Genomic DNA, 23,783 nt, shown 5'->3' on the forward strand with positions numbered 1-23,783 from the left:
GGTCGTCAGGCGACCAGATCGGGGTCGGCGAGCCGCTCGGCAATGAAACGCACGAAGCGCGCGGCATCGGCGCCGTTGATGACGCGGTGGTCGTAGCTGAGCGAAAGCGGCAGCATCTCCCGCCAAACGACAGCGCCGTCCGCGCCGGGCGTGGCGACGGGCCGCGCGCGCGTGACGCCCAGGATGGCCACCTCCGGCGCGTTCACAATGGGGGTGAAGGCGGTTCCGCCAATATGGCCGAGCGACGTCAGGGTGATGCACCCGCCGGCCATGTCGCTCATCGGCAATCCCTTCGTCCGCGCCTTTTCGGAAAGCGCGGTGATCTCGCCGGCGATCTCGCTCACGGTCTTGGTGTCGCAGTCGCGGAGTACCGGAACGAGCAGCCCGCCGGGCGTATCTACCGCCACGCCGACATGCACATATTTCTTCAGGACCAGCGTCCCGGCCTTGGGGTCCAGCGACGCATTGAACTGCGGGAACGCGGCCAGCGCTTCGGCCAGCGCCTTCACGAGCAGCGGCACGATCGTCAGCTTGGTCCCGCCGGCGGCATTGTGCGTGCGGCGGCGCGCCTCCAGATCGGTGATGTCCGCCTCGTCATGATGCGTGACGTGCGGAATCGCGACCCAGTTGCGGCCGAGGAACGATCCCACCAGCGTCTGGATGCGGCCGAGCTTCTTGACTTCGATCGCGCCGAACTCGGCGAAATCGGCGGCGGGCCATGGCGCCAGTCCGGACAGCAGGTCGCTCATGCGCGCGTCACCTTTTCGGTCAGGCTGCGGAACACCTCGGTCCGCACCGACGAGACATCCAGGGCGTCGGAAATCTGCAGCCCGCCGGGGCGCAACTGGCCCAGCACGGCGCCCAGATCGTCGGTTTCGATCTCGTATACTGCGAGATAGGTATCCGGCGGCGGTGCGTCGGGCGCGAGCGGAACGGGGGCGAAACGCTCGCCGGTGAGGAAGCCGCGCAGGCCGACCACATCGGCAAGGTGCGTCTCGTCGTACCAGCGATGATACTCCTCCTCGCGTCCCGGCACCGGGCGCGTATGCAGATGCAACTGATAGCGCATTACTCGATGACCGCGAGCAGGGTGCCCACTTCATAGGTCTCGCCGACCGGCTTCAGGATGCGCAGGGTGCCGGAGGCGGGCGATTCGACTTCCTGCGTCGACTTGTCGCTCTCCAGCGCATAGAGCGGCTCGCCTTCGACGGCCTGGCCGCCATCGGGCACCAGCCATTCGGCGAGCAGACCTTCGTTCATCGAGAAGCCGATCTTGGGCAGCAGCACTTCGGTGCTCATTTCGTTCTCCTGGTCAATACGGTCAGAGATGGGCGGCGAGCGTCTGGGCGGCCGCAACGATGTCGGCCGTTCGCGGCGCGAAAGCGCTTTCGAGGGGTTTCGAGAAGGGTACCGGGCAGAAGGCACCGCCAAGGCGCTTCACCGGCGCGGCGAGCTGGCCGAACAATGCCTCGCCGACGGTCGCCGCGATTTCCGCCCCGACGCCGAAGGGAGTCACCGCCTCGTGCACGATCAGCAGGCGACGCGTCTTGGCGACCGACGCCAGCACCGTCTCGCGATCCCAGGGCGCGATGGTGCGCAGATCGATCAGTTCGGCCGAGATGCCGGCCTCCGCCAGTTGCGCCAGCGCCGGCGTCGCTTCCTGAATCATGCGCGCATAGGCCAGGATGGTGACGTCGCGGCCTTCCGCCAGAACCTTGGCGCGGCCGATCGGCACGCGGTAGCCGCTCGGCGCGGCCTCCGCCTGGTTCCAGTAGGTCGGCAGGTTTTCGATGAACAGCACCGGATCGGGGTCGTCGATCGCCGAGCGCATAAGGCCATAGGCGTCGGCCGGGCTGGAGGGCGCGACCACCTTGATGCCCGCCGTATGTGCGAACCAGGCTTCGAGATAATCGCAATGCTGCCCGCCCGAACCGAAGCCGGTGCCCGTCATCGTGCGGATGACGATCGGCACGTTGGTCTGGCCGCCCGACATGAACCGCAGCTTGGCGGCATGATTGACGATCATGTCCATCGCGACGGTGGTGAAGTTCATCAGCATGATCTCGGCCACCGGCTTGAACCCGGCGAGGCTCGCGCCGATCGCGGCACCGATGATCGCCTGTTCCGAGATCGGCGTCGTGCGGACGCGATGTTCGCCGAACCGGGTCGACAGCCCACGGGTCACGCCGACGACGCCGCCCTCCTCCGCGTCGCCGATGTCCTCACCCAGCACCAGCACCGCTTCGTCCTCGGCCAGCGCATCGGCCAGCGCGGCGTTGACGGACTGCAGGATATTCGACTTGCCCTCGGCAAGGGCCGCACCACGGCTCATGCTGCCACCTCCTCGCCAAACACATCGCGCGTCAGTTCCACGGGTTCGGGGAAATCGCTAGCCAGCGCGAAGTCGACGGCGTCGTCGAGCGCGGCCTCGATCTCGGCCTCCATCGCCGCGAGCTGCGCCTCGTCGGCGATGCCGCTGTCGATCAGGTGCGTGCGGAAGCGCGGCACCGGATCGGCGGCGACCGCCGCGGCCTTGCGATCCTTGTCCATATAGCCGTCCGCATCGCCGAAGACGTGGCCAAAGAAGCGATAGGTCATCGCCTCGATCAGCGTCGGCCCTTCCCCGGCGCGCGCGCGCTCGATCGCGGTTCGGGCGGCGTGATACATTTCGAAGACGTCGTTGCCGTCGACCCGCACGCCCGGCATGCCATAGGCGCCGCCGCGTGCCGCGACCGGCACGTTGCTGGTCTTGTCATAGGCGGTGTGCTCGCCCCACTCGTTGTTCTGGCACACGAACACCACCGGCAGCTTCCAGACGGCGGCGAGATTGAGCGATTCGTGAAACGCGCCGATATTGGCGGCGCCGTCGCCGAAATTCGCGATCGTCACCCGGCCGTCGCCCTTGAGCTGCGCCGCCCAGGCGAGGCCGTTGGCGATCGGCATCGACGATCCGACAATTCCGGTCGTCACCATCACGCCCGATGCGGGATGGGTGATGTGCATCGGCCCGCCCTTGCCCTTGCACGTGCCGGTAACGCGGCCTGCGAGTTCCGCCCACAGGTCGCGGAGCGGAACGCCCTTCGCGAGCATGTCGTGGGTGCCGCGATAGATGGTGCAGATATAGTCGTCGTCGGTCAGGCAGGCGGAGATGCAGCTCGGAATTACCTCCTGCCCGCGCGGGCTGTAATAGGGCATCACCAGCCGGCCGGAGCGGATCACCTTGCGGCTGCGCTCGTCGTTCGCCTTGATGAGCGCCATGCGGCGGTAGATGCCGAGCTGGGTAGCCGCGTCGGGCGAGAATCTGTTGTCCATAGGGCGAGGAGTGCCATGCTTGGGGACCCGTCGCCACCGGGGGCGGCTTGGATATCCCGGTTGTGAAAAGTGCGGGGCCCCGGCCGACGACCGGGCCCCGATCGATCAGGCCGGCAGGTCCAGCACGTCCCGCGCCAGGATGCCGCGCTGGATCTCGCTGGTGCCGCCATAGATCGTCGTCGGGCGCGACTGGATGAAGAAACCCGCCGGGTTGATCGCCCGGTCGCCCTCCACCGGATCGAACAGGCCGGCATCGGTACCGGCAATCTCGATCATCAGGTCCGTGATGCGCTGGTACAGGTCGGTCTGGTGCAGCTTCAGCATCGAGACATCGGACCCCAGCGGTTCGCCGCGCCGGACCTGGTCGGCAAAGCGCTCGAACAGGTCCGAATGGTCGGCAAGGTCCATGTGCAGCCGCACGAACTTGTCGTGGAACAGCGGATCCTCGGCGACGCCATAGTGCGCCGCGAGGTGGCGCAGCCGCTCCAGCGCGAACGCGGACTGTTTCGGGCTGCCGAAAAAGATCCGCTCGAAGCCGAGCAGCGCCTTCGCCATCGACCAGCCGCGATTGACCTCCCCGACCAGATGGCTCGCCGGAACCCGCACGTTATCGAAAAACACCTCGAAATATTCATCGTGCATCTCGAGGTTGATGATCGGCCGCACGGTGACCCCGGGGGCATCCATCGGCACCAGCAGGAAGCTGATCCCCGCCTGCTTCTTGGCGGTCTTGTCCGTCCGCGCGAGCAGGAACATCCACTGCGCGTCGGAGGCGAGCGTGGTCCAAGTCTTCTGGCCGTTGATGACCCATTCGTCGCCATCGAGCACCGCCTCGGTCCGCAGCGCGGCCAGGTCGGATCCCGCGCCCGGCTCCGAATAGCCCTGGCACCAGATGTGCTCGCCGGACAGGATCTTGGGCAGGAAGCGTTCGCGCTGCGCATCGCTGCCGTAGCGGATCAGCAACGGCCCCAGCATGATGATGCCATGGTCGGGCACGCGCGGGGCGCCGTGACGCTCGAATTCGTCGATCAGGATCAGCTGGCGCGCGGGCGACAATCCCATCCCGCCATGCTCGCGCGGCCAGCCGGGGGCGAGCCAGCCCTTTTCCGACAGGATCATGTACCATTCGCGGACCTCGGCGAAGTGCAGCCGCTTCGCCGGAAATCGCAGATGGTCGGGGCAAGCGCGTGTCACCCAGTCGCGCACGACCTCCCTGAAGGCGTCATCGTCCAGCCGGTCGAGCGCATCGTGCGCGGCGCGATGCTCGGAATGCATCACGATCTCTCCTTCTCGCGCCTGCGAAGCGCAACCTTGTCGATCTTGCCGTTGGCGATCCTCGGCAGCGCCTCGACGAATTCGACATGCTTCGGGCATTTGTAGCGGGCGATGCGGGTGCGGGTATGCTCGATGACGAGCTCCGCCGAGAGCGCCGCACCTGCCGCCAGCACGACATAGGCCTTGACCGCCTCGCCCCATTTCTCGTCCTGGACACCGATCACCGCCGCCTCGATGACGTCGGGATGGGCGTGCAGCGCGTCCTCGACCTCGCGGCTGTAGATATTCTCGCCGCCGGAGATGATCATGTCCTTCTTGCGGTCGACCAGATAGAGGAAGTTGTCCTCGTCGACATAGCCGACGTCGCCCGAATGCATCCAGCCGTCGCGCAGTGACTCGGCGGTCGCGACCGAATTGTTCCAATAGCCTGCAAACACGTTCGGCGACCGGAAGACGACTTCGCCCGGAACGTTCGGGGGACAGACCCTGCCCGCCTCGTCGCGAATCTCGACATCGACCTGCGGCGCCGGCCGGCCGACCGAGCGGAGATGCTTCACCGCGTCCGGGCCGGCATCGGGATCGACTTCGTACCGGTAGAGGCCCGATACGCGGCCTTCGGTCATCCCGTACTGGATGATGAAGATCTTGCCGAGCTTCGCGATCGCGCGTCGCATCAGTTCGGGCGAAGCCGGTGCCCCCGCCACCATCCAGGACTGCATCGACGACAGGTCGTAATCGTCCGCCACATCGAGCACGGCCTGCAGCATCGTCCCGACCGTCATCGTTCCGGTCACGCGCTCCCGCTCGATATCGCGCAGGGCGCGGGCCGGATCGAAGCTGCGGTGCAGGACGACTCGGCCGGAACGCACCTGCTGGCTCAGTCGCGTCCCGTTGCCGCCGATGTGAAACTGCGGCGAGTGGACGAGCCAGGTGCCCCCCTTCACCATTTCCGATTCCGAAGCGCCGATTTCCGCGCCCGCCAGCACCGCATGCTGGACGAGCATCGCGCCCTTGGGGCGGCCGGTGGTGCCGCTGGTGTACATCAGATAGCACAGGTCGTCCGGCAGGGCGCGGATCGGCGGCCCTTCGCTGGCCCCGCTGTTGAGGAAGTCCTCGAAATGCTGCGTGGCGTCGCCCTGGGCACCCTCGCGCAGCCGCAGCCAGACAAGGTCCGGCCGCTGGGCGCGGAACGTCGCCGCGAGCGGCATCAGGTCCGCCTCGCACACCACGGCGGCCGGCTGGATATCGGAGAGGAGATAGTCGATCTCCGCCTGGGCGAGACGGAAATTGAGCGGGACTGCGGCAAATCCCGCGAGTTCGGCGGCCCCCATGATCTCGTAGATTTCGAGGCAATTGAGCGCGAGCACCGCGATCCGGTCGCCGCGGCGCAGGCCGGCTGCGTAAAAGGCGTCGGCAAGGCGGCGGATGCGGTCCAGAAAGGATGCGTGGGTAAGCCGCCGGTCTTCGAAGACGAACGCCTCGCTCTTCCCGAAGTAGCGGGCGTTATATTCGTGGAGATCCCCTACCGTCTTCATCGCGGCAGACCCAGCACGCGTTCGGCCAGCACATTCTTCAGGACCTCGTTGGTCCCGCCCGAGATGGTCCAGCTATAGGCGGACAGATAGTCGTCCATATGATTCTCGGTCAGCTTTCCTGCGCCCAGGGCCTTGGGCCGCGCCACCTGCGCAGCAAGGCCGTCTCGCTTGAGAGTGAAGGTGGTGTACCGCCGCAGCAGCTCGGAATAGCTCAGCTTGACGAGCGTCGGCGTCGGGGAGGTGCCCATGTGCGGATTGTGCACGATCTCGTCGATCATGCGGTCCACCAGCGCGCGCACCGCGACTGCCTGCGCATAGAGCCGCAGGAACTGCCGCCGCAGGTCGACGTCGCGCCACCAGGCAAGCTTCCCGCCGCGTGCATCGGCCAGCACGCCTTCCAGCACGAACTGCATCCGCTGGGCCTGGTCGACGATGATGAGCCCGCGCTCGGCGGACAGCGTCGACTGGGCGATCGCCCAGCCTTCGTTCTCGCGCCCGATCAGATTCTCGGCCGGGATCTCGACATCGTCGAGAAACACCTCGCAGAATTCCGCATCGCCGTTGATCTGCCGGATGGGGCGCCGGATCAGCCCGGGCGTATCCATCGGCAGCAGGAAGAAGCTGATGCCGGCCTGCTTCTTCGGCGCATCCGGATCGGTGCGCGCGAGCAGCATGTAATAATCGGCATGCATGCCGAACGAAGACCAGACCTTCTGGCCGTTGACGACATAGACCACGCTGCCATCGGGCTTCACCTTGCGCTCCGCACGGGTGCGCAGCGACGCGAGGTCGGACCCGGCACCGGGCTCCGAAAAGCCCTGGCACCACAATTCGCCGCGCTCGCGCACGCCCGTCAGAAACCGATCGCGCTGTTCGGGCGTGCCATGCGCGAACAGGGTGGCGGGGAGATGATAGAGCGAGACGGTGTACAGCAGCGGCCGCGGCGCGCGGACCTTGCCGAACTCCTCGTTCATCACGACCTGGTATTCGAGCGGCAGTTCCTCGCCGCCCCACGCCTTCGGCCAGTGGGCGGTCGCGAGGCCGACCTTCATCAGTTCGCGGAACCACCAGCGCTGAAAATCGACATAGGCCTGTTCGCCGCCGCCGGTGATGGTGGCGAGCCAGTCCGCGGGAAGCGTGGCCGCCAGCCACGCGCGCACCTCGGCGCGAAAGGCTTCGGTGTCGCCCAGCTTGGCCAAAGGCTCGAAGCGCCGCTCCGTCGTTGCGACCGTCACGCCGTCTGCTCCATCAGATGATCGGCGGCGCGATCGAGATGACGCTCGGCATCGCCGTAGAGCATCTCGTTCAGCCGCGCGCGTTTCAGATACAGGTGGCAATCATGCTCCCAGGTGAAGCCGATGCCGCCATGCAGCTGCACCGCATCGTCGGCGATCGCGGCATAGACTTCGGCCGCCTGCACCCGCGCCAACGCCGCCAGTGCCGCGGGTTCGACACCGCCATCCTGCGCCGCGATCGCCGTATCCAGCAGCGACCGCGCCAGTTCCAGCGCCAGATGATGGTCGGCCACGCGGTGCTTCAACGCCTGAAACGCGCCGATCGGCTTGCCGAACTGCACCCGCACCTTCAGATAGTCGATCGTCTTCTCGAGGATTGCCTCGGCCCCGCCGATACAGTCGGATGCCACGCCCAGCGCGGCATGGACGGCCAGGGCATCCGCGTCGACGGCGATGCTCTCGCACGCCGCCGCCTCCAGGGTAACGCTCGCCAGGCTGCGGGTACGATCGACCGCCGGAAGCAGCGCGACGGTAACCCCCGGCTGGTCCGTCGGAACCAGCACATAACGGTCGCCCGCCCGCACCAGGAGAACGCCGGCATCGCCGCCGTCGACGACGATGTCGAGCTGGCCCGTAACGCAGTCGCCGGAAAGCGTTACGGTGCCGTCGAGCCCCAGCGCGGCAAAGCAGGTGGCGGCAGCGAACGCCGGCAACCACCGTGCCTGCTGCTCGGGCGTGCCGCCGCGCGCCACGATGTCGGCGACGATCATAGTCGACAGGAACGGCAGCGGCACCGGCCCGCGCCCGAGTTCACGGTACAGCACCGCCAGCTCGCGCAGGCCGAGGCCCAGCCCGCCATGGTCTTCCGGGATGCCGAGCGCGCTCCAGCCGAGCTCACCGGTAATCCGCTTCAGGTCCGCGAGGATGCCCGTATCGCCGTCGTAATGGCGATGGATACGCTCGCTCGTCGCCTCGACGTCCAGGACGGACCGGATGCCGCTGCGCAACTCCTCCAGATCGATGGCTTCGCTCACCTCGACTCCCGTCTCCGCCGGAATGGACATGCGGTGGTTATGGCAGGTGGCCGGCGACCGGCAACGGCGCCCTGCCCCCCATCACGCTTGTGAAGATCGCCCCGTCAGAGGCCGCCGAAATCGGGCTTGCGCCGTTCCAGCAATGCGCGGACCGCCTCGCCATGATCGGCGCTCAGCATGGTCAGCGCCTCATAGGCGATCGACACGTCGAACACCGTATTCAGCTGCGCCTTGATCCCCTTGTTGATGCTGGCCTTGGTCCAGCGGACGGAGAGCGGCGGCAGGCGTGCGATCTCCTCCGCGATTTCCTTTGCCCGGGCGAGCACCTGATCGGCGGGGGCGACATAGTTGCAGATGCCCTGCCGCTCGGCTTCGATGCCGTCGATCACGCGCCCGCGCATCAGGAAATCCTTCGCGCGGTTGGCGCCGATCAGCAGCGGCCAGATCACCGCGCCGCCATCGCCCGCCACGAGGCCGACCCGGACATGGGTGTCGCCGAACTTCGCGGTCTCGGCGATGACGCTCACGTCACAGGCAAGCGCGATCGTGGCGCCAAGGCCCATCGCATCGCCGTTGACTGCGGCGATGATCGGCGTTTCCACCTCGAACATCGCCTGGAGCAGCGTTCTGGCCAGCCCGGGCACGCCCATCGCATGGTCCCTGCCCGCATCGGTGCCGAAGCGCGCTGCCATCGCCTTGAGATCGCCGCCCGCCGAAAAGGCGCGGCCCGCACCGGTCAGGACGATCGCGCGCACGTCGCGGTCCTCCGACAGCGCCAGCAGCACCTGCGGGATCGCGTGGTGGAGATCGCGGTCGATCGCGTTCAAGGCCTCGGGCCGGTTGAGCGTGACGATGGCGACGTGCCCCTCGCGGGTCACGGTCAGCGTGTCGGTGCCGGTGACTGCGTTGCTCATGTTCAGGCCATTCCCATCCGGATGTAACGACGTCGGTGCGCGGCGGCATTGCCCAGCCAGGCGGAAAGCGTCAGCGCCCGTTTGAGGTACAGGCCGATGTCATGCTCGTCGGTGAAGCCGATGGCGCCGTGAAGATGCAGCGCCTCGCGACCGATCCGGTTCGCGACCGCGCTGGTTCGTCCCTTGGCACGCAGCGCCCCGGCGGCGCGTTCGCCGCGTGCCGCGAGCTGCAGGCCATAGGCGGCGGTGGCGACCGCGATTTCCTTCTGGATGTAGAGATCGACGGCTTTGTGCTGCAGCGCCTGGAACGAGCCGAGCGGCGCGTCGAACTGGTGGCGAACCTTCAGATATTCGATCGTCATGTCGAGCATCTGTTCGCACAGGCCGACCAGCCCGGCGGCCGCCACCAGCCGGGTCTCGTCGATCGCTGCCTCGATGGCCGCCTGCCCCCGGTCGGCCTCGGCCACCAGCGTCGCATCGGCAACCCCGTCCAGCGTGACGCGAGCGACCGGCGTCTCGTCGGCGCGCCAGCGCTGCGCCTGCTTCACGCCGGCGGCGTCCACCGGCACCGCATACAGGGCAACCCCCTCCGCCGCCCGCGCGGGGACAAGCAGATGCGTGGCAGCCGCGCCGCCGGCAACGGCCTCGCATCGCCCGTGCAGGCGCCCGTCGACGCGCTGCACGTCCGGGATCGCTTCGTCGAAATCGAGCGCCAGGGCGGGACGGACCGTCCCCTCCATCACGCCCGCCAGCAGCGCGTCGGCCGCGGCGTTCTCCGCATGGACCAGCGTGCGCGTGCCCAGGACCGCGATCGGCAACAGCGGATCGGAGATCAGGCCCTTTTCGAGGACCCGGACCAGCACCGCCATATCGGCGAGGCCCAGGCCCAGCCCGCCCTTCTCCTCGGGCACGAGCACGCCGAACCAGCCGAGCTCGACAAAGGTGTCGACCAGTCCGGTGTCGAACCCCGGCGCGGTGCGGCGCAGGCGGCGGGTGCGGGCATGATCGGTCGAATCGGCCACCACGCGCTCCGCCGTGTTGCGCAGCTCGGCGATCATGCCCTGATCGGTATCGTCTTGCGTCATCTCGCTCATCGGTTCAGCCCGGCAGGCCAAGCACTTGCTTGGCCAGGATGTTGCGGTGGATCTGCACGGTGCCGCCATAGATCATCGGCGCGCGCGCAAAGAGGAAGGTCTTCAGCAGGTTCGACGATCCCTCGCCGAAATCCACGTCCCCGAACAACGCGCCGCGCTCGCCCGCCATTTCGAGCATCAGTTCGGTCACGCGCGCGAACGTTTCGGTATTGGCGACCTTCAGGGTCGAGACCTCGAAGCCGAAGCTGTGGCCCTTGCGTACTTCCTGCGCCAGCGCCTCGAAGGCGACGGCGATGTCCTCCACCTCCAGCTTCAGCTCGGCAAGCCGGTCGACCATCACCGGATCGCGGTCGAGGCCGGTCAGGGCCAGCATCTCGGCAGCCTGGGCCACGGCGTTCCGGCTGAAATGCGGGGCGCCCGCGAAGATGCGCTCGAAGCCGAGCAGCGACTTGGCGACGGTCCACCCGCGGTTGAGCCCGCCGACCACGTTCTTCAGCGGCGCGCGCACCTCGTCGAAGAACACTTCGGCGAAATCGGTATCGTGATTGACCGTGACGATCGGCTTCACCGTGATGCCCGGCTGGTCCATGTCGACCAGGATGAAGCTGATGCCCTTCTGCTTCTGCACGCTCTTGTCGGTGCGCGCGAGCACGTAGATGTGGTTGGCGTCGAGCGCTCCGGACGTCCAGATCTTCTGGCCGTTGATGACGAACTGGTCGCCCTCGATCCGCGCCTCGGTGCGCAGGCCGGCGAGGTCCGAACCCGCGCCCGGCTCGGAAAAGCCCTGGCACCAGCGATGCTCGCCCGAGAGGATCTTGGGCAGATATTCCTCGATCTGCTCCGCCGTGCCGTTGGCCAGCAGCGCCGGGCCGACGTTGAGCGGCCCTTGCGGAAGGATCGTGGGCACGCCAAGCCGCGTCCATTCCTCCAGATAGATGAGGTATTTGGCAGGCTTCAGCGCCATGCCGCCATGTTCCACCGGCCAGCTCGGCGCGAGCCAGCCATGTTCCGACATGCGGTGATACCATATCGCCGCCTCGTCCCAGCGCGGATGCTCCTTGCGATGGCGCAGCTCCGGCGGGCAGTAGGTTTCGATGAAATCGATCGTCGCGCGGCGAAATTCGCCATCCGACATCGCGTTCCAGTCCGGCATGCAATCCTCCTTGGCCGCCAAGGGTATCCCTCCCGCACGCGGGACGCCACGTCGCGCCCCACCTCATCAGGGATATGAACGGTACGCGCCTTCCGCCGTGCTCAGCGCCCGGTGAAGACCGGCTTTCGCTTCTCCACGAACGCCTTGCGCTTCTCCGCGGTGTCCTCGGTCGAGGTGCTGGTGAAGATCCCGCGATTTTCCAGCTCGATCGCGTGCGCCAGGCTCGCGGCATCGGCATTCATGTGCATGCTCTGCTTGGTGATGGCGATGCCGATCGGGCTGTTGACCATGATCGCCTCCGCCAGCTTCAGCGTCTCCGCCTCCAGCTCCGCGTCCTCGACCATGCGCAGGGCGAGGCCGATCTGCGCGGCCTCCTCCGCGAGGACGGGGCGGCCGGTGAGCAGGATCTCCGCCGCACGCTGGGTCCCGATCGCCCGCGGCAGCAGATAGCTGAACCCCATCTCATGCCCGGTGCCGGCATTGTGGAAGGCGTTGACGAACTTGGCGGAGCGCGCGGCGAGAACGAGATCGCCGGCCAGGGCGAAGGCATAGCCCGCGCCGGCAGCGACACCGTTCACCGCGACGATGATCGGCTGGGGCAGCGCCCGCATCAGCAGCGGGATCTGGCCCAGGCGGGCCAGCGTGGCCCGATTGCGCTGGGCGCGGCCGAGATCCTCGTCCACCCAGCCGGGCTTGCCGCCGGCGCGCAGGTCGTGCCCCGCGCAGAACCCGCGCCCCGCGCCGGTCAGCACGACCACCTGGATCCTGTGGTCGAAGCGGATGCGTTCCAGCTGGTCGATCAGCGCTTCGTACATGGCGAAGGTGAGCGCGTTGAGCGCATCCGGCCGGTTGAAGGTCAACCGGCACACGCCCTCGATAGGGCTGTCGATTGCTATGTCGCTCATGCGCGCCTCCCGATGTGGTCCTTGTCCGCAGCCCTTACGCGATTGCCGCCCGTTCGCCAGAATGCCGCGCCAGCCATCACAAGACTGAAATGATGCACTGCCGCGGCCGCCAACCTTGCCGCCACGGGCCAGCGCGATAGGCGCTGTCGCTGACGGGCCGAGACCCACTCCTCTTCAAAGAAAGCGAGGCAGCGACATGAGCAGCATCAACGATAAGGTATCGGTGCGACGGGACGGCGAGATCGGCGTCATCCTCGTCGACAATCCGCCGGTCAATGCCCTGGGCCACGCAGTGCGGGACGGCATGGTCAAGGCCTGCGCGGAACTGGCAGCCGATCCCGCCATTCACGCCATCGTGGTCGCCTGCGCGGGCCGTACCTTCTTCGCCGGTGCCGACATTACCGAATTCGGCAAGCCGCGGCAGGAGCCCTGGCTTCAGGAAGCGATCGAGCGGATCGAACAGTGCGGCAAGCCCACGGTCGCCGCGATCCACGGCACGGCGCTAGGGGGCGGATTCGAGGTCGCGCTTGGCTGCACCTATCGGGTGATGGTGGAGCGCGCCCAGGTCGGACTGCCGGAAATCCATCTGGGCCTGCTGGCGGCCGGCGGTGGCACGAAGCGCCTGCCGCGCCTGATCGGCCCGGAAGCGACGCTGAAGCTCTGCCTGTCCGGCGAACGCCTGTCCGCAGCGAGGGCGCTCGAACTGGGCGTCGCCGATCATGTCGGCGGCGAGGACCCGATCGCCGCCGGCATCGCCTTCGCGCGCACCATCGTCGGCAAGCCGTTCGTTCCCGTCAGCGAGCGGGAAGACAAGCTCGCGGCCGCACGTGCCGACTCCGCGGCGTTCGACGCGCTGGCTGCCAAGCTGACCGCCCGCGCCGCCGGCCAGGCAGCCCCGCACGCCAATGTCGAATCGGTCCGCGATTCGTTCACCCTTCCCTTCGCCGAAGGCATGGCGAAGGACGCGCGGACGATCGATGCGCTGATCGCCGGCAGCCAGTCGCGCGCCTTGCGCCACCTGTTCTTCGCCGAGCGCGAAGCCGCGCGGATCCCGGGCCAGCCCGCGGACGTGCAGGCGCGGCGCGTGCGCACCGCCGCGGTGATCGGCGCCGGCACGATGGGCGGCGGCATCGCCATGTCCTTCGCCGGCGCGGGCATTCCCGTCACCGTGGTCGACACGACCCAGGAAGCGCTCGACCGCGGTCTGGACCGGGTGCGCGCGAACTACGCCACCTCGGTCAAGCGCGGCTCCATGACCCAGGCGGCGATGGACGAACGGCTGGCGCGGATCTCCGGCGCCACCGATCGCGCCGCCGCCGCCGCGGCAGACCTGGTCGTCGAGGCGGTGTTCGAAGACATGGACGTGAAGCGGGAGATCTTCGCCGATCTCGGCGCGTCGGCGGCGCCCGGCACCATCCTGTCGTCCAACACCTCCGCGCTCGACGTCGATGCGATCGCCGAGGTGCTCGAACGCCCCGAGGATTTCGTCGGCATGCACTTCTTCGCCCCGGCGAACGTCATGAAGCTGGTCGAGGTGGTCCGCGGCGCCAGGACGTCGGCGGAGACGATCGCCACGGCGATGGCCGCCGGCCGCGCGATCGGCAAGATCCCCGTGGTGGCGGGCAATTGCGACGGGTTCATCGGCAACCGCATGCTCGCCCGGCGCTCGCAGGAAGTGGAGCGCCTCCTCCAGCGCGGCGCCACCCCGCGCCAGATCGACGAGGCGGCCAAGGCCTTCGGCTTCCCGATGGGGCCGCTGGCGATCGCCGACATGTCCGGCCTCGATGTCGGCTGGTTCATCCGCAAGCGCCGCGGCACGCCCTTCCCGATCGCCGATGCGATCTGCGAGAAGGGCTGGTTCGGCCAGAAGACGGGAGCGGGCTATTATCGCTACGAGGCCGGCGCCCGCGAAGGCACCGACAATCCCGACGTCGCCGCGCTGGTGGCGGAGGTTGCGGGCCGGCTCGGCATCGCCCAGCAACGCTTCGACAACGACGCGATGATCGAGCGGATTCTGTTCCCGCTCGTCAACGAGGGCGCCCGCATCCTCGAAGAAGGCATCGCGTATCGCGCTTCCGACATCGATGTGGTCTGGGTGAACGGCTATGGCTGGCCGCGGCACGGCGGCGGCCCGATGTTCTGGGCCGACGAGGTCGGGCTGGCGGCGATCGTCGCGCGGCTGGACGCCTTTGCCGCGGACACGCCGGAAGACCCGTCGCTGCGGCCCGCCGCACTGCTCAGGACGCTGGCGGCCAGCGGGTCGAGCTTTGCCGAATGGCAGCAGGACCGGGCGAAACAGGGCTGACGAAAAAGGGGCGGCCCCGGCATGGGACCGCCCCACTCGTCTGGCGGCTTCACCATGGGGCGAAGCCGCGCATGCCGCAAAGGATCAGGAAAGTTCGGGCAGCCTGCCTGCGGCGGCGATGCGCCCCAGATGATGGTCGGCATCGCCGAACAGCGCGTCGATCGCGGTCAGTCGCTTGAACAGGTGGCCAACCTTGTATTCCGCCGTGAAGCCGATCGCGCCGTGCAGTTGCACGGCGTTCTGGCCGACCATGCGCCCGGCACGCCCGATCTGGGCCTTCGCGGCGGACAGGTTCAGCGCACGCTCGGCGGCCGGAGCACTATCGACCGACAGCGCCGCATGCACCGCCATCGAGCGGGACAGCTCGACCTGGATCAGCATGTCGACCAGCCGATGCTGCAGCGCCTGGAACGCGGCGAGCGGCGTGCCGAACTGCTGCCGCGTCTTGAGATACTCGCTGGTCAGATCGATGATCTCGGCCATGGCACCCACCGCCTCGGCGCACAGCGCCGCAACTGCGTCGTCGATCACCGCGGCCAGCACGTCGCCGCTCGCCGCATCGCCTGCGAGCGGCTCGGCCGCCGCCGCGTCGAACCGCACGGTGGCGACCGGGATGCCGTCATATCCAGTGACGCTGTCGCGCGACACGCCCGCCGCCGCACCGTCGACCAGGAACAGGCGCGTGCCCGCATCGGTCCGGGCGCTGACGACCAGTTCGTCGGCATCGCCGCCGTGCAACACGGCGATCTTCGTGCCGGTCAAGGTCCAGCCGGCAGCCCCCTCCCGCGCCACCGTACCGATGGCATCGAGGGTGTGGCGCGGCGCACCGGGTTCGGCATGGGCGAGCGCCATGGTCCGTTCCCCTGCGATGATCGCCGGAATGCGCGCGGCGCGCTGCTCCGCATCCGCCCCGCGCCGGAGCGCCCCGCCGGCGAGCACGGTGGTCGCCAGCCAGGGTTCGAGCGACAGGGCACGGCCGAGCGCCTCGGCCACGATCATCGTCTCGACGCCGCCGCCGTCCAGTCCGCCGTCCTCCGCCGAAAAGCCGAGGCCCAGCAGGCCCAGTTCCGCCATGTCGCGCCACAATGCGCGGTTCCAGCCACGACCGTCGCGCAGAAGGGCGGAGCGCGTCTCGAAATTGGCGCGTTCGGCCAGCAGCCGCCCGACGCTATCCGCCAGCAGCCGCTGGTCGTCGTTCAGATCGAAGTTCATGCTCTCAGAGTCCCAACACGCTCTTGGCGATAATGTTCTTCTGGATCTCGTTCGCGCCGCCGTAGATCGAAACCGCGCGCTTGGAGAAATAGAAGGGTGCGGCCGTGCCGATCCAGCTGTCGGGCGCGCCCGCGCGGTGATCGCCTTCGCCATAGCCGGACGGCACCGCCAGCCCGGCCGGGCCTGCCAATTCCAGCAGCAGTTCGGTCATGCGTTGCTGGAGCTCGCTGCCCCGGATCTTGAGGATCGACGCCGCCGCGGCGGCCCCGCCCCCCTGCGCATCGGCCGCGACCACGCGAAGCTGCGTCAGCTCCAGCGCGCGAAGCTCCACCTCCACCTCGGCCAGTTTCCACGCCAGCCGCTGCTGTTCCGCCGCGTCGAGCATGCCGCGGGCGGTCAAGTCGGCCTGGAGGTGCCGCAGTTGGAGCAAGCGCTCCTTCGACAGGCCGATCCGGGCGATGCCGCTGCGCTCGTTGCCGAGGAGGAACTTGGCATAGTCCCAGCCCTTGCCCTCCTCGCCGATCAGGTTCTCGGTCGGTAGCCGCACATCGTCGAAGAACACCTCGTTGAGATCCTCGACGCCGTCGATCGAGCCGATCGGACGCACCGTGATCCCCGGCGTCTTCATGTCGAGCAGCAGGAACGAGATGCCCTGCTGCTTCTTCACGTCGGGATTGGTGCGGGCGAGGAGGAACATCCAGTCGGCATATTGCGCCTGGGTGGTCCAGATCTTCTGCCCGTTTAGCACATAGTGGTCGCCCTCGCGCACCGCGCGGGTCTTCAGGCTGGCAAGATCGGATCCGGAGCCCGGTTCCGAAAAGCCCTGGCACCACCAGATGTCGAGGTTCGCCGTCGGCTTCAGGAACTTCGCCTTCTGCGACTCGCTGCCGAAGCGGCACAGGATCGGCCCGATCATGTTGATGTTGAACGGCAGCCACTCGGGCGCATGGGCCAGCGCCATCTCTTCCTGGAAGATGTAGCGCTGGGCCGGCGACCAGCCCATGCCGCCATATTCGACCGGCCAGTTGATCGTCGCCCAGCCCTGGGCATAGAGAATGCGCTGCCAGGCGACATAGTCGTCGCGGGTCAGGTGGCCGCGATCGATCATCTTGGCGCGCAGTTCCGGCGTGAGTGCCGATGCGAAAAACGCCCGGACTTCGGCGCGGAAGGCGCGCTCTTCCTCGGTGAAGCTCAGATCCATGGCGAACGCTCTGCCCCTGCCGGGCAGCGAAATCCATGGCGCCGCCCACTTCATCGTATTCGTGAAAAGCGGGGGGCGGCAATTGCGGCGGCCGCTGCAAAGGCCGACGATGCCGTCCGATTGATGGGAGAGTTTCGTTGCGCGACCTGACGCTACCGCACGACCTCGCTGCCTTCGTGCGCGCGCAGAAGGACCGGTTCGAGATCGAACAATGCCTGCTCCGCTACACCCGCGGCGTCGACCGGTTCGATGTCGCGCTGATGCGTTCTGCCTATCACGACGATGCCTGGGACGAGCACGGCGTCGCCGCGGGCGACCCCGACAGCTTCTGCCGCTGGGCGATCGGCTGGCACGGCGATGCGCAGCACAGCCACCACCATTGCATCTCGAACACGACGATCGACCTCGACGGGGACACCGCGCACGTCGAGACCTATTATCTGTTCCTGGGCGACAATCGCGAAGGCCCGCCGACCCTGTCCTATGGCCGCTATGTCGACCGGTTCGAGAAGCGCGGCGAGGAATGGCGCATCGCGCACCGCGTGTGCATCATCGAATATTCGGGCTATTTCGGCGAGACGCGCGTGCCCGAAGCGGTCCGGGCCCGCATCGCGCTGGGGCCGCCGAGCCGCGATCGCCAGGACCCTTCCTATCACCGCCCGCTTCGCCATGTCGCCAAACCGGCCGCCTGACGCTTGCTACGCTCCGCCGATCGGCAGCAGAACCACCAACGGCCAACCGGCAGGGACAGGAAATAGGCGATGACCATCGAATACTCGGTTGAAGGCGGCGTTGCGCGGCTCGTCATGAACCGGCCGGAACGGCGCAATGCGCTCGATGCCACGATGCGCGTGGAGATGGCGGACCGCGTCGACCAGGCCGCCGCAGATCCGGCCGTCCGCGTGCTGATGATAGAAGCCACAGGCGCGCATTTCTGCTCGGGTGCCGATCTCGGGCAGTTCAAGGGCGAATCCATTCCGTCCTCGCGCCGCCGCATGCAGCATGGCGGCCTGCGGCTGGTGCGCGGGCTTTGGGAGATGGAAAAGCCGGTGGTAGCGCTCGTCCGCGGTGCGGCGATCGGGCTGGGTGCCGCCATCGCGCTCGCCTGCGATCAGGTGCTTGCCGATTCCACCGCGCGCTATGCCTTCACCTATGCGCGGGTCGGGCTCGTGCCTGATACCGGCGCGGCCTATCTGCTGACGCGGCAGATGGGGTTGCTGCGCGCGAAATCGCTGCTGTTCTCCAGCCGCTTCGTCGGCGCGGCGGAAGCGCTGTCGCTGGGCCTCGTCAGCGAGGTGATCGAGGACGAGCAACTCGCCGCGCGGGCGGAGGTGGTCGCGCAGGAACTCGCCGCCGGCCCGACCTTCGGCCTGGGCATGATGAAGCGGCTGCTCCATCGCGCGTCCGACCCCTCCCTCGCAGACTTCATGGATTATGAGGCGCTGATTGCGCCCCAGATGCGCTTCACCGAGGATTATGCCGAGGGAACCAGCGCCTTTCGCGAAAAGCGGACACCACAGTTCAAAGGATATTGAAGATGGGCGTGCGGATCGAACGCAACGGGCATGCCGTGGTGGCAACCCTGGACTGGCCGGAGCAGCGCAACGCGATGGGCCCCGACGAATGCCGGGAGCTGACCGCGGCACTGACGAACATCGCGGACGATCCCGATATCCACGGGGTCGTGATCACCGGCAACGGCGCCTTCTGCGCCGGCGGCAACATCCGGGGCGCGGTGGCGCGTCGGGAAATGTCGCCCGAGGAGCGCAAGTCGATCGTCTATGCCGCCTATCAGGGCATGATCCGCTCGGTCATCGCCATTCCCGTGCCGACGGTGGCGGCGGTGGACGGTGCATGCGTGGGGATGGGACTGGACATCGCACTCGCCTGCGACAGCCGTTTCTTCGGTCCGAAGGGCTGGTGCATCCAGGGCTGGGGCCGGGTCGGGCTGATCCCGGGCACCGGCGGCGAATGGCTGCTGCGGCTGAAGGCGCCCGGCCTGCTGTGGAAGATGCTCGAGGAGCAGGAACGGATCTACGCCGATGCGGCGGCGGCACTCGGCCTCGCCGAGGTTGCCGGCGAAGACGGTGCCTTGGCCCGCGCGCTGGTCCGGGTCGAGAAGCTGGCCGCCATGGGGCGCCGCCCGCTCGAAGGCTATGTCGACCTCCACCGCGCCGACCTGCGCGCGGGCTTGGAAGCCCATCTCGAAGCCGCGGTCGATCGCCAGATCGCGCTGCTGCAGAGCCCCGGCATCACCAACCGCGTCGAGGCCATTCTCGGCAAGGCCGAATGAGGTGATCTGGGCGCGGGCGCGCTACAGCGTCGCCCGCGTCCCCAGCACCACCGTCGCCTGGCTCGACAGAACACCGCCATTGCCGTGCGCGACCGCGATGTTCGCGCCGATCTGCCGATCGCCCGCTTCGCCCCGCAGCTGCCGCGTCGCCTCCACCAGCAGGAACAGGCCGTACATGCCCGGGTGGACGCAGGACAGGCCGCCGCCATTGGTGTTGACCGCCAGCCGCCCGCCGGGCGCGATGGCGCCGTTCGCGACGAACGGGCCGCCCTCGCCCTTGGCGCAGAAGCCCAGATCTTCCAGGAACAGGATCGGCGTGATCGTGAAGGCATCGTAGAGCATCACCACATCGATGTCGCTGATGCCGATGCCCGCCTGCGCGAAGGCCTGCGGACCGGTGATCGCCGCCCCGGTGACCGTCAGGTCCGGCATCGCACTGATCTCGCGATGGGTGACGACGCTGGCGGCGCCGAGCACGAAGACCGGCGGCTTCGCGCAGTCCTTCGCGCGATCGGCGCGGGTCATCACGATCGCGGCGGCCCCGTCGTTGAACAGGCACGCATCGCGCACGCTGAGCGGATCGGAGAGCATTCGCGCGCCGAGCACGTCCTCGATCGTCAGCGGATCGCGCACGGCCGCCTCGGGGTTCAACTGCGCCCAGCGCCGCGCCGCCACCGCGACCTCCGCGAGATCGCGCCGCGTCGTGCCATAGAGGTGCATGTGGCGGCTGGCGGCAAGCGCATAGGAGGAAGCGGGCGCGATCGGGCGATAGGGCGCCTCCCACACGCTCTGCCGCGACATGCCCACCGCGCCGGGCGGGTTGCTCGCGGGGTTCGATCCATAGGTGATCAGCGCGCAGTCGATCAGCCCGGCGTCGAGCGCGAGTGCCGCCTGCTGCGCATAGATCTCGAAGGCGGAGCCGCCGGTGCGGTTGCAGTCCGTCACCCGCGGCTGGATGCCGAGATATTCGGCCAGTTCCAGCCCGCCAAGCACCTCATAGGGGGCGGAGGTGTAGATCGCATCGACGTCGGCCAGCGTGAGACCGGCATCGTCGAGCGCCATCAGCGACGCCCGCGCCGCCATGTCGACAGCGGAAACGCCCGGGCAGCGGCCGATCCCATAAGTGGCGGCGCCGACGATCGCGGCACGCCCGCGCGGAAAGCCATTCGTCATCGTTTCACTCCGCCACGAAAACCAGCCGCGACCCGGCCTCGCCATGATCGATCCTTGCCCGCACCGGCATGCCGATCGTCACCGTCTCGGGTGCGATATCGACCACCTCGCTCATCAGGCGGACGCCTTCGGCCAGGTCGATCAGCGCCACGCTGTAGCTGGGCTCCGGCGGCTTGCGGCGCACCACCGTCGTCGCGTGGACGGTGCCGCGGCCCGATGCTTCCACCCAGTCGAGGTCCTGCGCACCGGTGCCGGGTGCCGCCACGCGCGGATAGAAGACGAATTGCCCGGTCGACCGGCTGCGCTGCAGCATCAGCCTGCCCACCGCCAGATGTGCCTGCCATTCCTGTACCGGTCGCAGATCCTCGCTCATTCGCAGCGCTTTCCTTCGACATGGGTGATCCGATCGCGGACGTTCCTTCACCGCAGCGCGGGCGACGTCAAAGGCGGGGCCGGCATCATCATGAGTGCGATCTCCGGGCCCGAGGCCGGGTTCGGGCGCCGCCGGGGCTGGCACGCGGCGCACGCCGACCCTAGTCGCATGGTGTACGCATTCACCAGGATGATCTGACCATGAAAGAAGCCGCGATCGTCGCTACCGCCCGCACGCCCATCGGCAAGGCATTCCGGGGCGCATTGAACAACGTCCATGGCGCCACCCTCGCCGCGCATGTCATCAAGGCGGCGGTCGAACGGGCGCGGCTCGATCCTGCCGAGGTGAGCGACGTGCTGCTGGGTGCGGCCCGGATCGAAGGTGCGGTGGGGAACAATGTCGCGCGCCAGGCCGCCATCCGCGCCGGCCTGCCGGACAGCGTGCCGGGCGTGTCGCTCGATCGGAAATGCTCCTCGGGCCTGCAGACGATCGCCATGGCGGCGCAGCGCATCCGCGCCGGCGAAGGCGGCATCATGATCGCCGGCGGCCTCGACTCGGTATCGCTGGTCGAGCCGCACCGGAACGTCTTCCGCTTCGAGGACGAATGGCTCGCCGCGGAACGCCCCGACGTCTATCTTCCGATGATCGACACGGCCGACATCGTCGCGCGTCGCTATGGCATCACCCGCGAGGCGCAGGACGCTTATGCCGTCGAAAGCCAGCGGCGCACCGCCGCCGCGCAGGAAGCCGGCCGGCTCAGCGAGGAAATCGTCCCCATCACCGCGGTGAAGAACGTGGTCGACAAGAGCGGGCAGATCATCGGCCAGGAAGAAGTCACGCTCACCCGCGACGAGGGCAACCGCCCCGGCACGACGATCGAGGATCTCGCGCGGCTGAAGCCGATCCGCGAGAACGGCTTCGTCACCGCCGGCAACGCCAGCCAGCTCTCCGACGGCGCCAGCGTCTGCGTCGTCATGGACGCGGACGAGGCGAGCCGGCGCGGCCTGCCGATCCTGGGCCTCTATCGCGGCTTCGAGGCGGTAGGCTGCGCGCCCGACGAGATGGGGATCGGCCCGGTGCTGGCGGTGCCCAGGCTGCTCGAGCGCCTGGGCCTCACCATCGCCGATATCGACCTGTGGGAACTGAACGAGGCATTCGCCAGCCAGGTGCTCTACTGTCGCGACACGCTGGGCCTGCCGCAGGACCGGTTCAACGTCGACGGCGGTGCCATTTCGATCGGCCACCCCTATGGCATGTCGGGCTCGCGCCTTGCCGGCCATGCGCTCATCGAGGGCAAGCGGCGCGGCGCCAAGCGCGTGGTGACGACGATGTGCGTCGGCGGGGGCATGGGCGCCGCCGCGGTGTTCGAGATCGCCTGACCTGCGTCCCCGGCGCCTTATCACAGACGGGATATCACCCGCCCGCGTTTGAGCCGCCCGGCGCCGGGGCGTAGGTTGCCCGGCAACGCACTGCGTTGCGAGGAAATCATGGCAACACTACCGAAAATCCGCGACTTCGACGATCCGGCCTATAATCCGATGGAGCTCGACGCCCTGTCGTTCGGGCGGCACGAGGATCCCTATCCGCTCTACCATCGCATGCGTGCCGAAGGCCCGGTCCATCCGATCAGCTTCCGCGAGGCGGTGGGCCTGCCGGACAAGGTCTTTGGCGGCCGGCGGTCGTTCTGCGTGGTCGGGTTCGAGGAAGCCAGCAAGATCCTGGTCGATCCGGTCAACTTCTCGAACAAGGCCTATGGCGAGAATCTCGGCCGCGCCTTCGGCCAGTCGATCACGATCATGGACCCGCCCGACCATACGCCGTGGCGGCGGATCTTCCAGAAGATCTTCCTGCCGCAATATGTGACCCAATGGGGCGACACCATCGTCGATCCGGTGGTGGACCAGCTGATGTCCGCCTTCCAGCCGACCGGCCGCGCCGACCTCGTCGCGCAGTTCACCCACCTCTACCCGTTCCACGTGATCTACGAGCAGCTCGCCCTGCCCAAGGACGATATCGACCTGTTCCACAAGCTGGCGATCGCGCAGACCGACTATGTCAACATGGACAAGGCGGTGGAGGCCGGCGAAAAGCTGGGCGAATATTTCAAGGCGATCGTCGATCAGCGCCGCGCGGAACCGGGCGACGATCTGATCACCCGCCTGGCGCTGACCGAGGTTGAGGGCCAGTTTCTCCCCGAAGAGGTGCTGATCTCGTTCCTGCGCCAGCTGATGAACGCCGCCGGCGACACCACCTATCGCGGCACCAGCGTGCTGCTGACCGCTCTGCTTCAGAATCCCGAGCAGCTGGAAGCCATCCGCCAGGACCGCGCACTGATCCCGGCCGCGATCGAGGAAGCGCTGCGCTGGGACGGCCCGGTAGGCATGCTGATGCGGACCGCGGTCAACGACCTGGAACTCGGCGGCACGTTCGTACCTGCCGGTTCGATGGTCTTCGTGCTCGCCGCCGCCGTCAACCGCGATCCCGCGATCTGGCCCGAACCGGACCGGTTCGACATCTTCCGCGCGAAGAAGCCGCACTTCTCGTTCGCCCGCGGGCCGCACATGTGCGTCGGCCAGCATCTGGCCCGCGTGGAGATGACACGGGCGCTGCATGCCGTGCTCGACCGCCTGGCCGGTCTCCGGCTCGATCCGGACATGCCGCCGCCCCAGCTTCGCGGCGCGATGATGCGCGTGCCCGACCATATCCATGTGCGCTTCGAGCCGAACGGATCGCCGCCGCCTCGCTGAAGCGCGCAGCGAAAATTACCGA

23 protein-coding genes are annotated in these 23,783 nt (G+C 67.9%); 6 read left to right on the plus strand and 17 right to left on the minus strand.

The window, feature by feature from the left end; genetic code table 11:
* Nucleotides 1–5: 5 nt before the first annotated feature.
* The 13 genes from SAZ01S_RS06440 to SAZ01S_RS06500 form a co-directional block, all read right to left on the minus strand.
* On the minus strand, nucleotides 6–749 hold the full coding sequence (locus SAZ01S_RS06440) for a 2-oxo acid dehydrogenase subunit E2 (protein WP_084581195.1): 744 nt from the start codon (nucleotides 747–749) through the stop codon (nucleotides 6–8).
* Nucleotides 746–1,057, minus strand: a complete 312-nt coding sequence (locus tag SAZ01S_RS06445) for a hypothetical protein (protein ID WP_139809965.1) — start codon at nucleotides 1,055–1,057, stop codon at nucleotides 746–748. Before SAZ01S_RS06445 ends, SAZ01S_RS06440 begins: the two co-directional genes overlap by 4 nt.
* 11 nt (nucleotides 1,058–1,068) lie before the next feature.
* Entirely contained in the window at nucleotides 1,069–1,299 is a 231-nt protein-coding gene (locus SAZ01S_RS06450; RefSeq protein WP_084581199.1) for a biotin/lipoyl-containing protein, read from the minus strand.
* 22 nt (nucleotides 1,300–1,321) lie between these two features.
* Entirely contained in the window at nucleotides 1,322–2,332 is a 1,011-nt protein-coding gene (locus SAZ01S_RS06455; protein WP_084581201.1) for an alpha-ketoacid dehydrogenase subunit beta, read from the minus strand.
* Nucleotides 2,329–3,312, minus strand: coding sequence for a thiamine pyrophosphate-dependent dehydrogenase E1 component subunit alpha (locus tag SAZ01S_RS06460; protein ID WP_084581203.1), 984 nt, complete (start codon nucleotides 3,310–3,312; stop codon nucleotides 2,329–2,331). Before SAZ01S_RS06460 ends, SAZ01S_RS06455 begins: the two co-directional genes overlap by 4 nt.
* A 105-nt stretch (nucleotides 3,313–3,417) precedes the next feature.
* Nucleotides 3,418–4,587 carry an acyl-CoA dehydrogenase family protein gene (locus SAZ01S_RS06465; RefSeq protein WP_084581205.1) on the minus strand — a complete coding sequence of 390 codons (1,170 nt, stop codon included), beginning with the start codon at nucleotides 4,585–4,587 and terminating at the stop codon, nucleotides 3,418–3,420.
* On the minus strand, nucleotides 4,587–6,122 hold the full coding sequence (locus SAZ01S_RS06470; protein WP_084581207.1) for an AMP-binding protein: 1,536 nt from the start codon (nucleotides 6,120–6,122) through the stop codon (nucleotides 4,587–4,589). The genes SAZ01S_RS06465 and SAZ01S_RS06470 overlap by 1 nt, the downstream gene beginning before the upstream one ends.
* On the minus strand, nucleotides 6,119–7,357 hold the full coding sequence (locus SAZ01S_RS06475; RefSeq protein ID WP_167693090.1) for an acyl-CoA dehydrogenase family protein: 1,239 nt from the start codon (nucleotides 7,355–7,357) through the stop codon (nucleotides 6,119–6,121). Before SAZ01S_RS06475 ends, SAZ01S_RS06470 begins: the two co-directional genes overlap by 4 nt.
* The gene (locus SAZ01S_RS06480; RefSeq protein WP_218018031.1) at nucleotides 7,354–8,391 is read right to left on the minus strand and encodes an acyl-CoA dehydrogenase family protein; all 1,038 of its coding nucleotides are present in this window, start codon (nucleotides 8,389–8,391) and stop codon (nucleotides 7,354–7,356) included. Before SAZ01S_RS06480 ends, SAZ01S_RS06475 begins: the two co-directional genes overlap by 4 nt.
* 104 nt (nucleotides 8,392–8,495) lie before the next feature.
* Nucleotides 8,496–9,305, minus strand: a complete 810-nt coding sequence (locus SAZ01S_RS06485; protein ID WP_084581213.1) for an enoyl-CoA hydratase/isomerase family protein — start codon at nucleotides 9,303–9,305, stop codon at nucleotides 8,496–8,498.
* A 2-nt stretch (nucleotides 9,306–9,307) separates the two neighbouring features.
* A complete protein-coding gene (locus tag SAZ01S_RS06490; protein WP_167693091.1) occupies nucleotides 9,308–10,399 on the minus strand; it encodes an acyl-CoA dehydrogenase family protein in 1,092 nt (363 codons plus the stop codon).
* Nucleotides 10,400–10,403: 4 nt separating this feature from the next.
* Nucleotides 10,404–11,552, minus strand: a complete 1,149-nt coding sequence (locus SAZ01S_RS06495; protein ID WP_084581217.1) for an acyl-CoA dehydrogenase family protein — start codon at nucleotides 11,550–11,552, stop codon at nucleotides 10,404–10,406.
* A gap of 101 nt (nucleotides 11,553–11,653) precedes the next feature.
* Nucleotides 11,654–12,457 (minus strand): enoyl-CoA hydratase/isomerase family protein, encoded by an 804-nt coding sequence (locus SAZ01S_RS06500; protein WP_084581219.1) that lies wholly within the window; start codon nucleotides 12,455–12,457, stop codon nucleotides 11,654–11,656.
* Between the two features lie 196 nt (nucleotides 12,458–12,653).
* Between SAZ01S_RS06500 and SAZ01S_RS06505 the strand changes: the two genes are divergently transcribed.
* On the plus strand, nucleotides 12,654–14,762 hold the full coding sequence (locus SAZ01S_RS06505) for a 3-hydroxyacyl-CoA dehydrogenase NAD-binding domain-containing protein (RefSeq protein WP_084581221.1): 2,109 nt from the start codon (nucleotides 12,654–12,656) through the stop codon (nucleotides 14,760–14,762).
* Between the two features lie 84 nt (nucleotides 14,763–14,846).
* Here the strand turns inward: SAZ01S_RS06505 and SAZ01S_RS06510 are convergent, their stop codons facing one another.
* Together SAZ01S_RS06510 and SAZ01S_RS06515 are read right to left on the minus strand one after the other, a co-directional pair.
* A complete protein-coding gene (locus tag SAZ01S_RS06510) occupies nucleotides 14,847–15,974 on the minus strand; it encodes an acyl-CoA dehydrogenase family protein (RefSeq protein ID WP_084581223.1) in 1,128 nt (375 codons plus the stop codon).
* A gap of 4 nt (nucleotides 15,975–15,978) precedes the next feature.
* Nucleotides 15,979–17,175 (minus strand): acyl-CoA dehydrogenase family protein, encoded by a 1,197-nt coding sequence (locus tag SAZ01S_RS06515; protein WP_084581225.1) that lies wholly within the window; start codon nucleotides 17,173–17,175, stop codon nucleotides 15,979–15,981.
* Nucleotides 17,176–17,312: 137 nt separating this feature from the next.
* On the opposite strand from SAZ01S_RS06515, the gene SAZ01S_RS06520 reads away from it, so the two are divergent.
* The 3 genes from SAZ01S_RS06520 (at nucleotide 17,313) to SAZ01S_RS06530 (ending at nucleotide 19,468) form a co-directional block, all read left to right on the plus strand.
* The gene (locus tag SAZ01S_RS06520; RefSeq protein ID WP_084581227.1) at nucleotides 17,313–17,867 is read left to right on the plus strand and encodes a nuclear transport factor 2 family protein; all 555 of its coding nucleotides are present in this window, start codon (nucleotides 17,313–17,315) and stop codon (nucleotides 17,865–17,867) included.
* Between the two features lie 69 nt (nucleotides 17,868–17,936).
* Nucleotides 17,937–18,710, plus strand: a complete 774-nt coding sequence (locus SAZ01S_RS06525) for an enoyl-CoA hydratase/isomerase family protein (RefSeq protein ID WP_084581229.1) — start codon at nucleotides 17,937–17,939, stop codon at nucleotides 18,708–18,710.
* A 2-nt stretch (nucleotides 18,711–18,712) separates the two neighbouring features.
* Nucleotides 18,713–19,468, plus strand: coding sequence for an enoyl-CoA hydratase/isomerase family protein (locus SAZ01S_RS06530; RefSeq protein WP_084581231.1), 756 nt, complete (start codon nucleotides 18,713–18,715; stop codon nucleotides 19,466–19,468).
* 21 nt (nucleotides 19,469–19,489) lie between these two features.
* Here the strand turns inward: SAZ01S_RS06530 and SAZ01S_RS06535 are convergent, their stop codons facing one another.
* Nucleotides 19,490–20,641 carry a thiolase family protein gene (locus SAZ01S_RS06535; protein ID WP_084581233.1) on the minus strand — a complete coding sequence of 384 codons (1,152 nt, stop codon included), beginning with the start codon at nucleotides 20,639–20,641 and terminating at the stop codon, nucleotides 19,490–19,492.
* Between the two features lie 4 nt (nucleotides 20,642–20,645).
* Nucleotides 20,646–21,014 (minus strand): Zn-ribbon domain-containing OB-fold protein, encoded by a 369-nt coding sequence (locus tag SAZ01S_RS06540; protein ID WP_084581235.1) that lies wholly within the window; start codon nucleotides 21,012–21,014, stop codon nucleotides 20,646–20,648.
* Nucleotides 21,015–21,214: 200 nt separating this feature from the next.
* On the opposite strand from SAZ01S_RS06540, the gene SAZ01S_RS06545 reads away from it, so the two are divergent.
* The gene (locus SAZ01S_RS06545; protein WP_084581237.1) at nucleotides 21,215–22,393 is read left to right on the plus strand and encodes an acetyl-CoA C-acyltransferase; all 1,179 of its coding nucleotides are present in this window, start codon (nucleotides 21,215–21,217) and stop codon (nucleotides 22,391–22,393) included.
* A gap of 108 nt (nucleotides 22,394–22,501) precedes the next feature.
* The gene (locus SAZ01S_RS06550) at nucleotides 22,502–23,761 is read left to right on the plus strand and encodes a cytochrome P450 (protein ID WP_084581562.1); all 1,260 of its coding nucleotides are present in this window, start codon (nucleotides 22,502–22,504) and stop codon (nucleotides 23,759–23,761) included.
* Nucleotides 23,762–23,783: the final 22 nt, after the last annotated feature.

It is taken from the genome of Sphingomonas azotifigens NBRC 15497, from assembly GCF_002091475.1.
Classification (GTDB): domain Bacteria; phylum Pseudomonadota; class Alphaproteobacteria; order Sphingomonadales; family Sphingomonadaceae; genus Sphingomonas; species Sphingomonas azotifigens.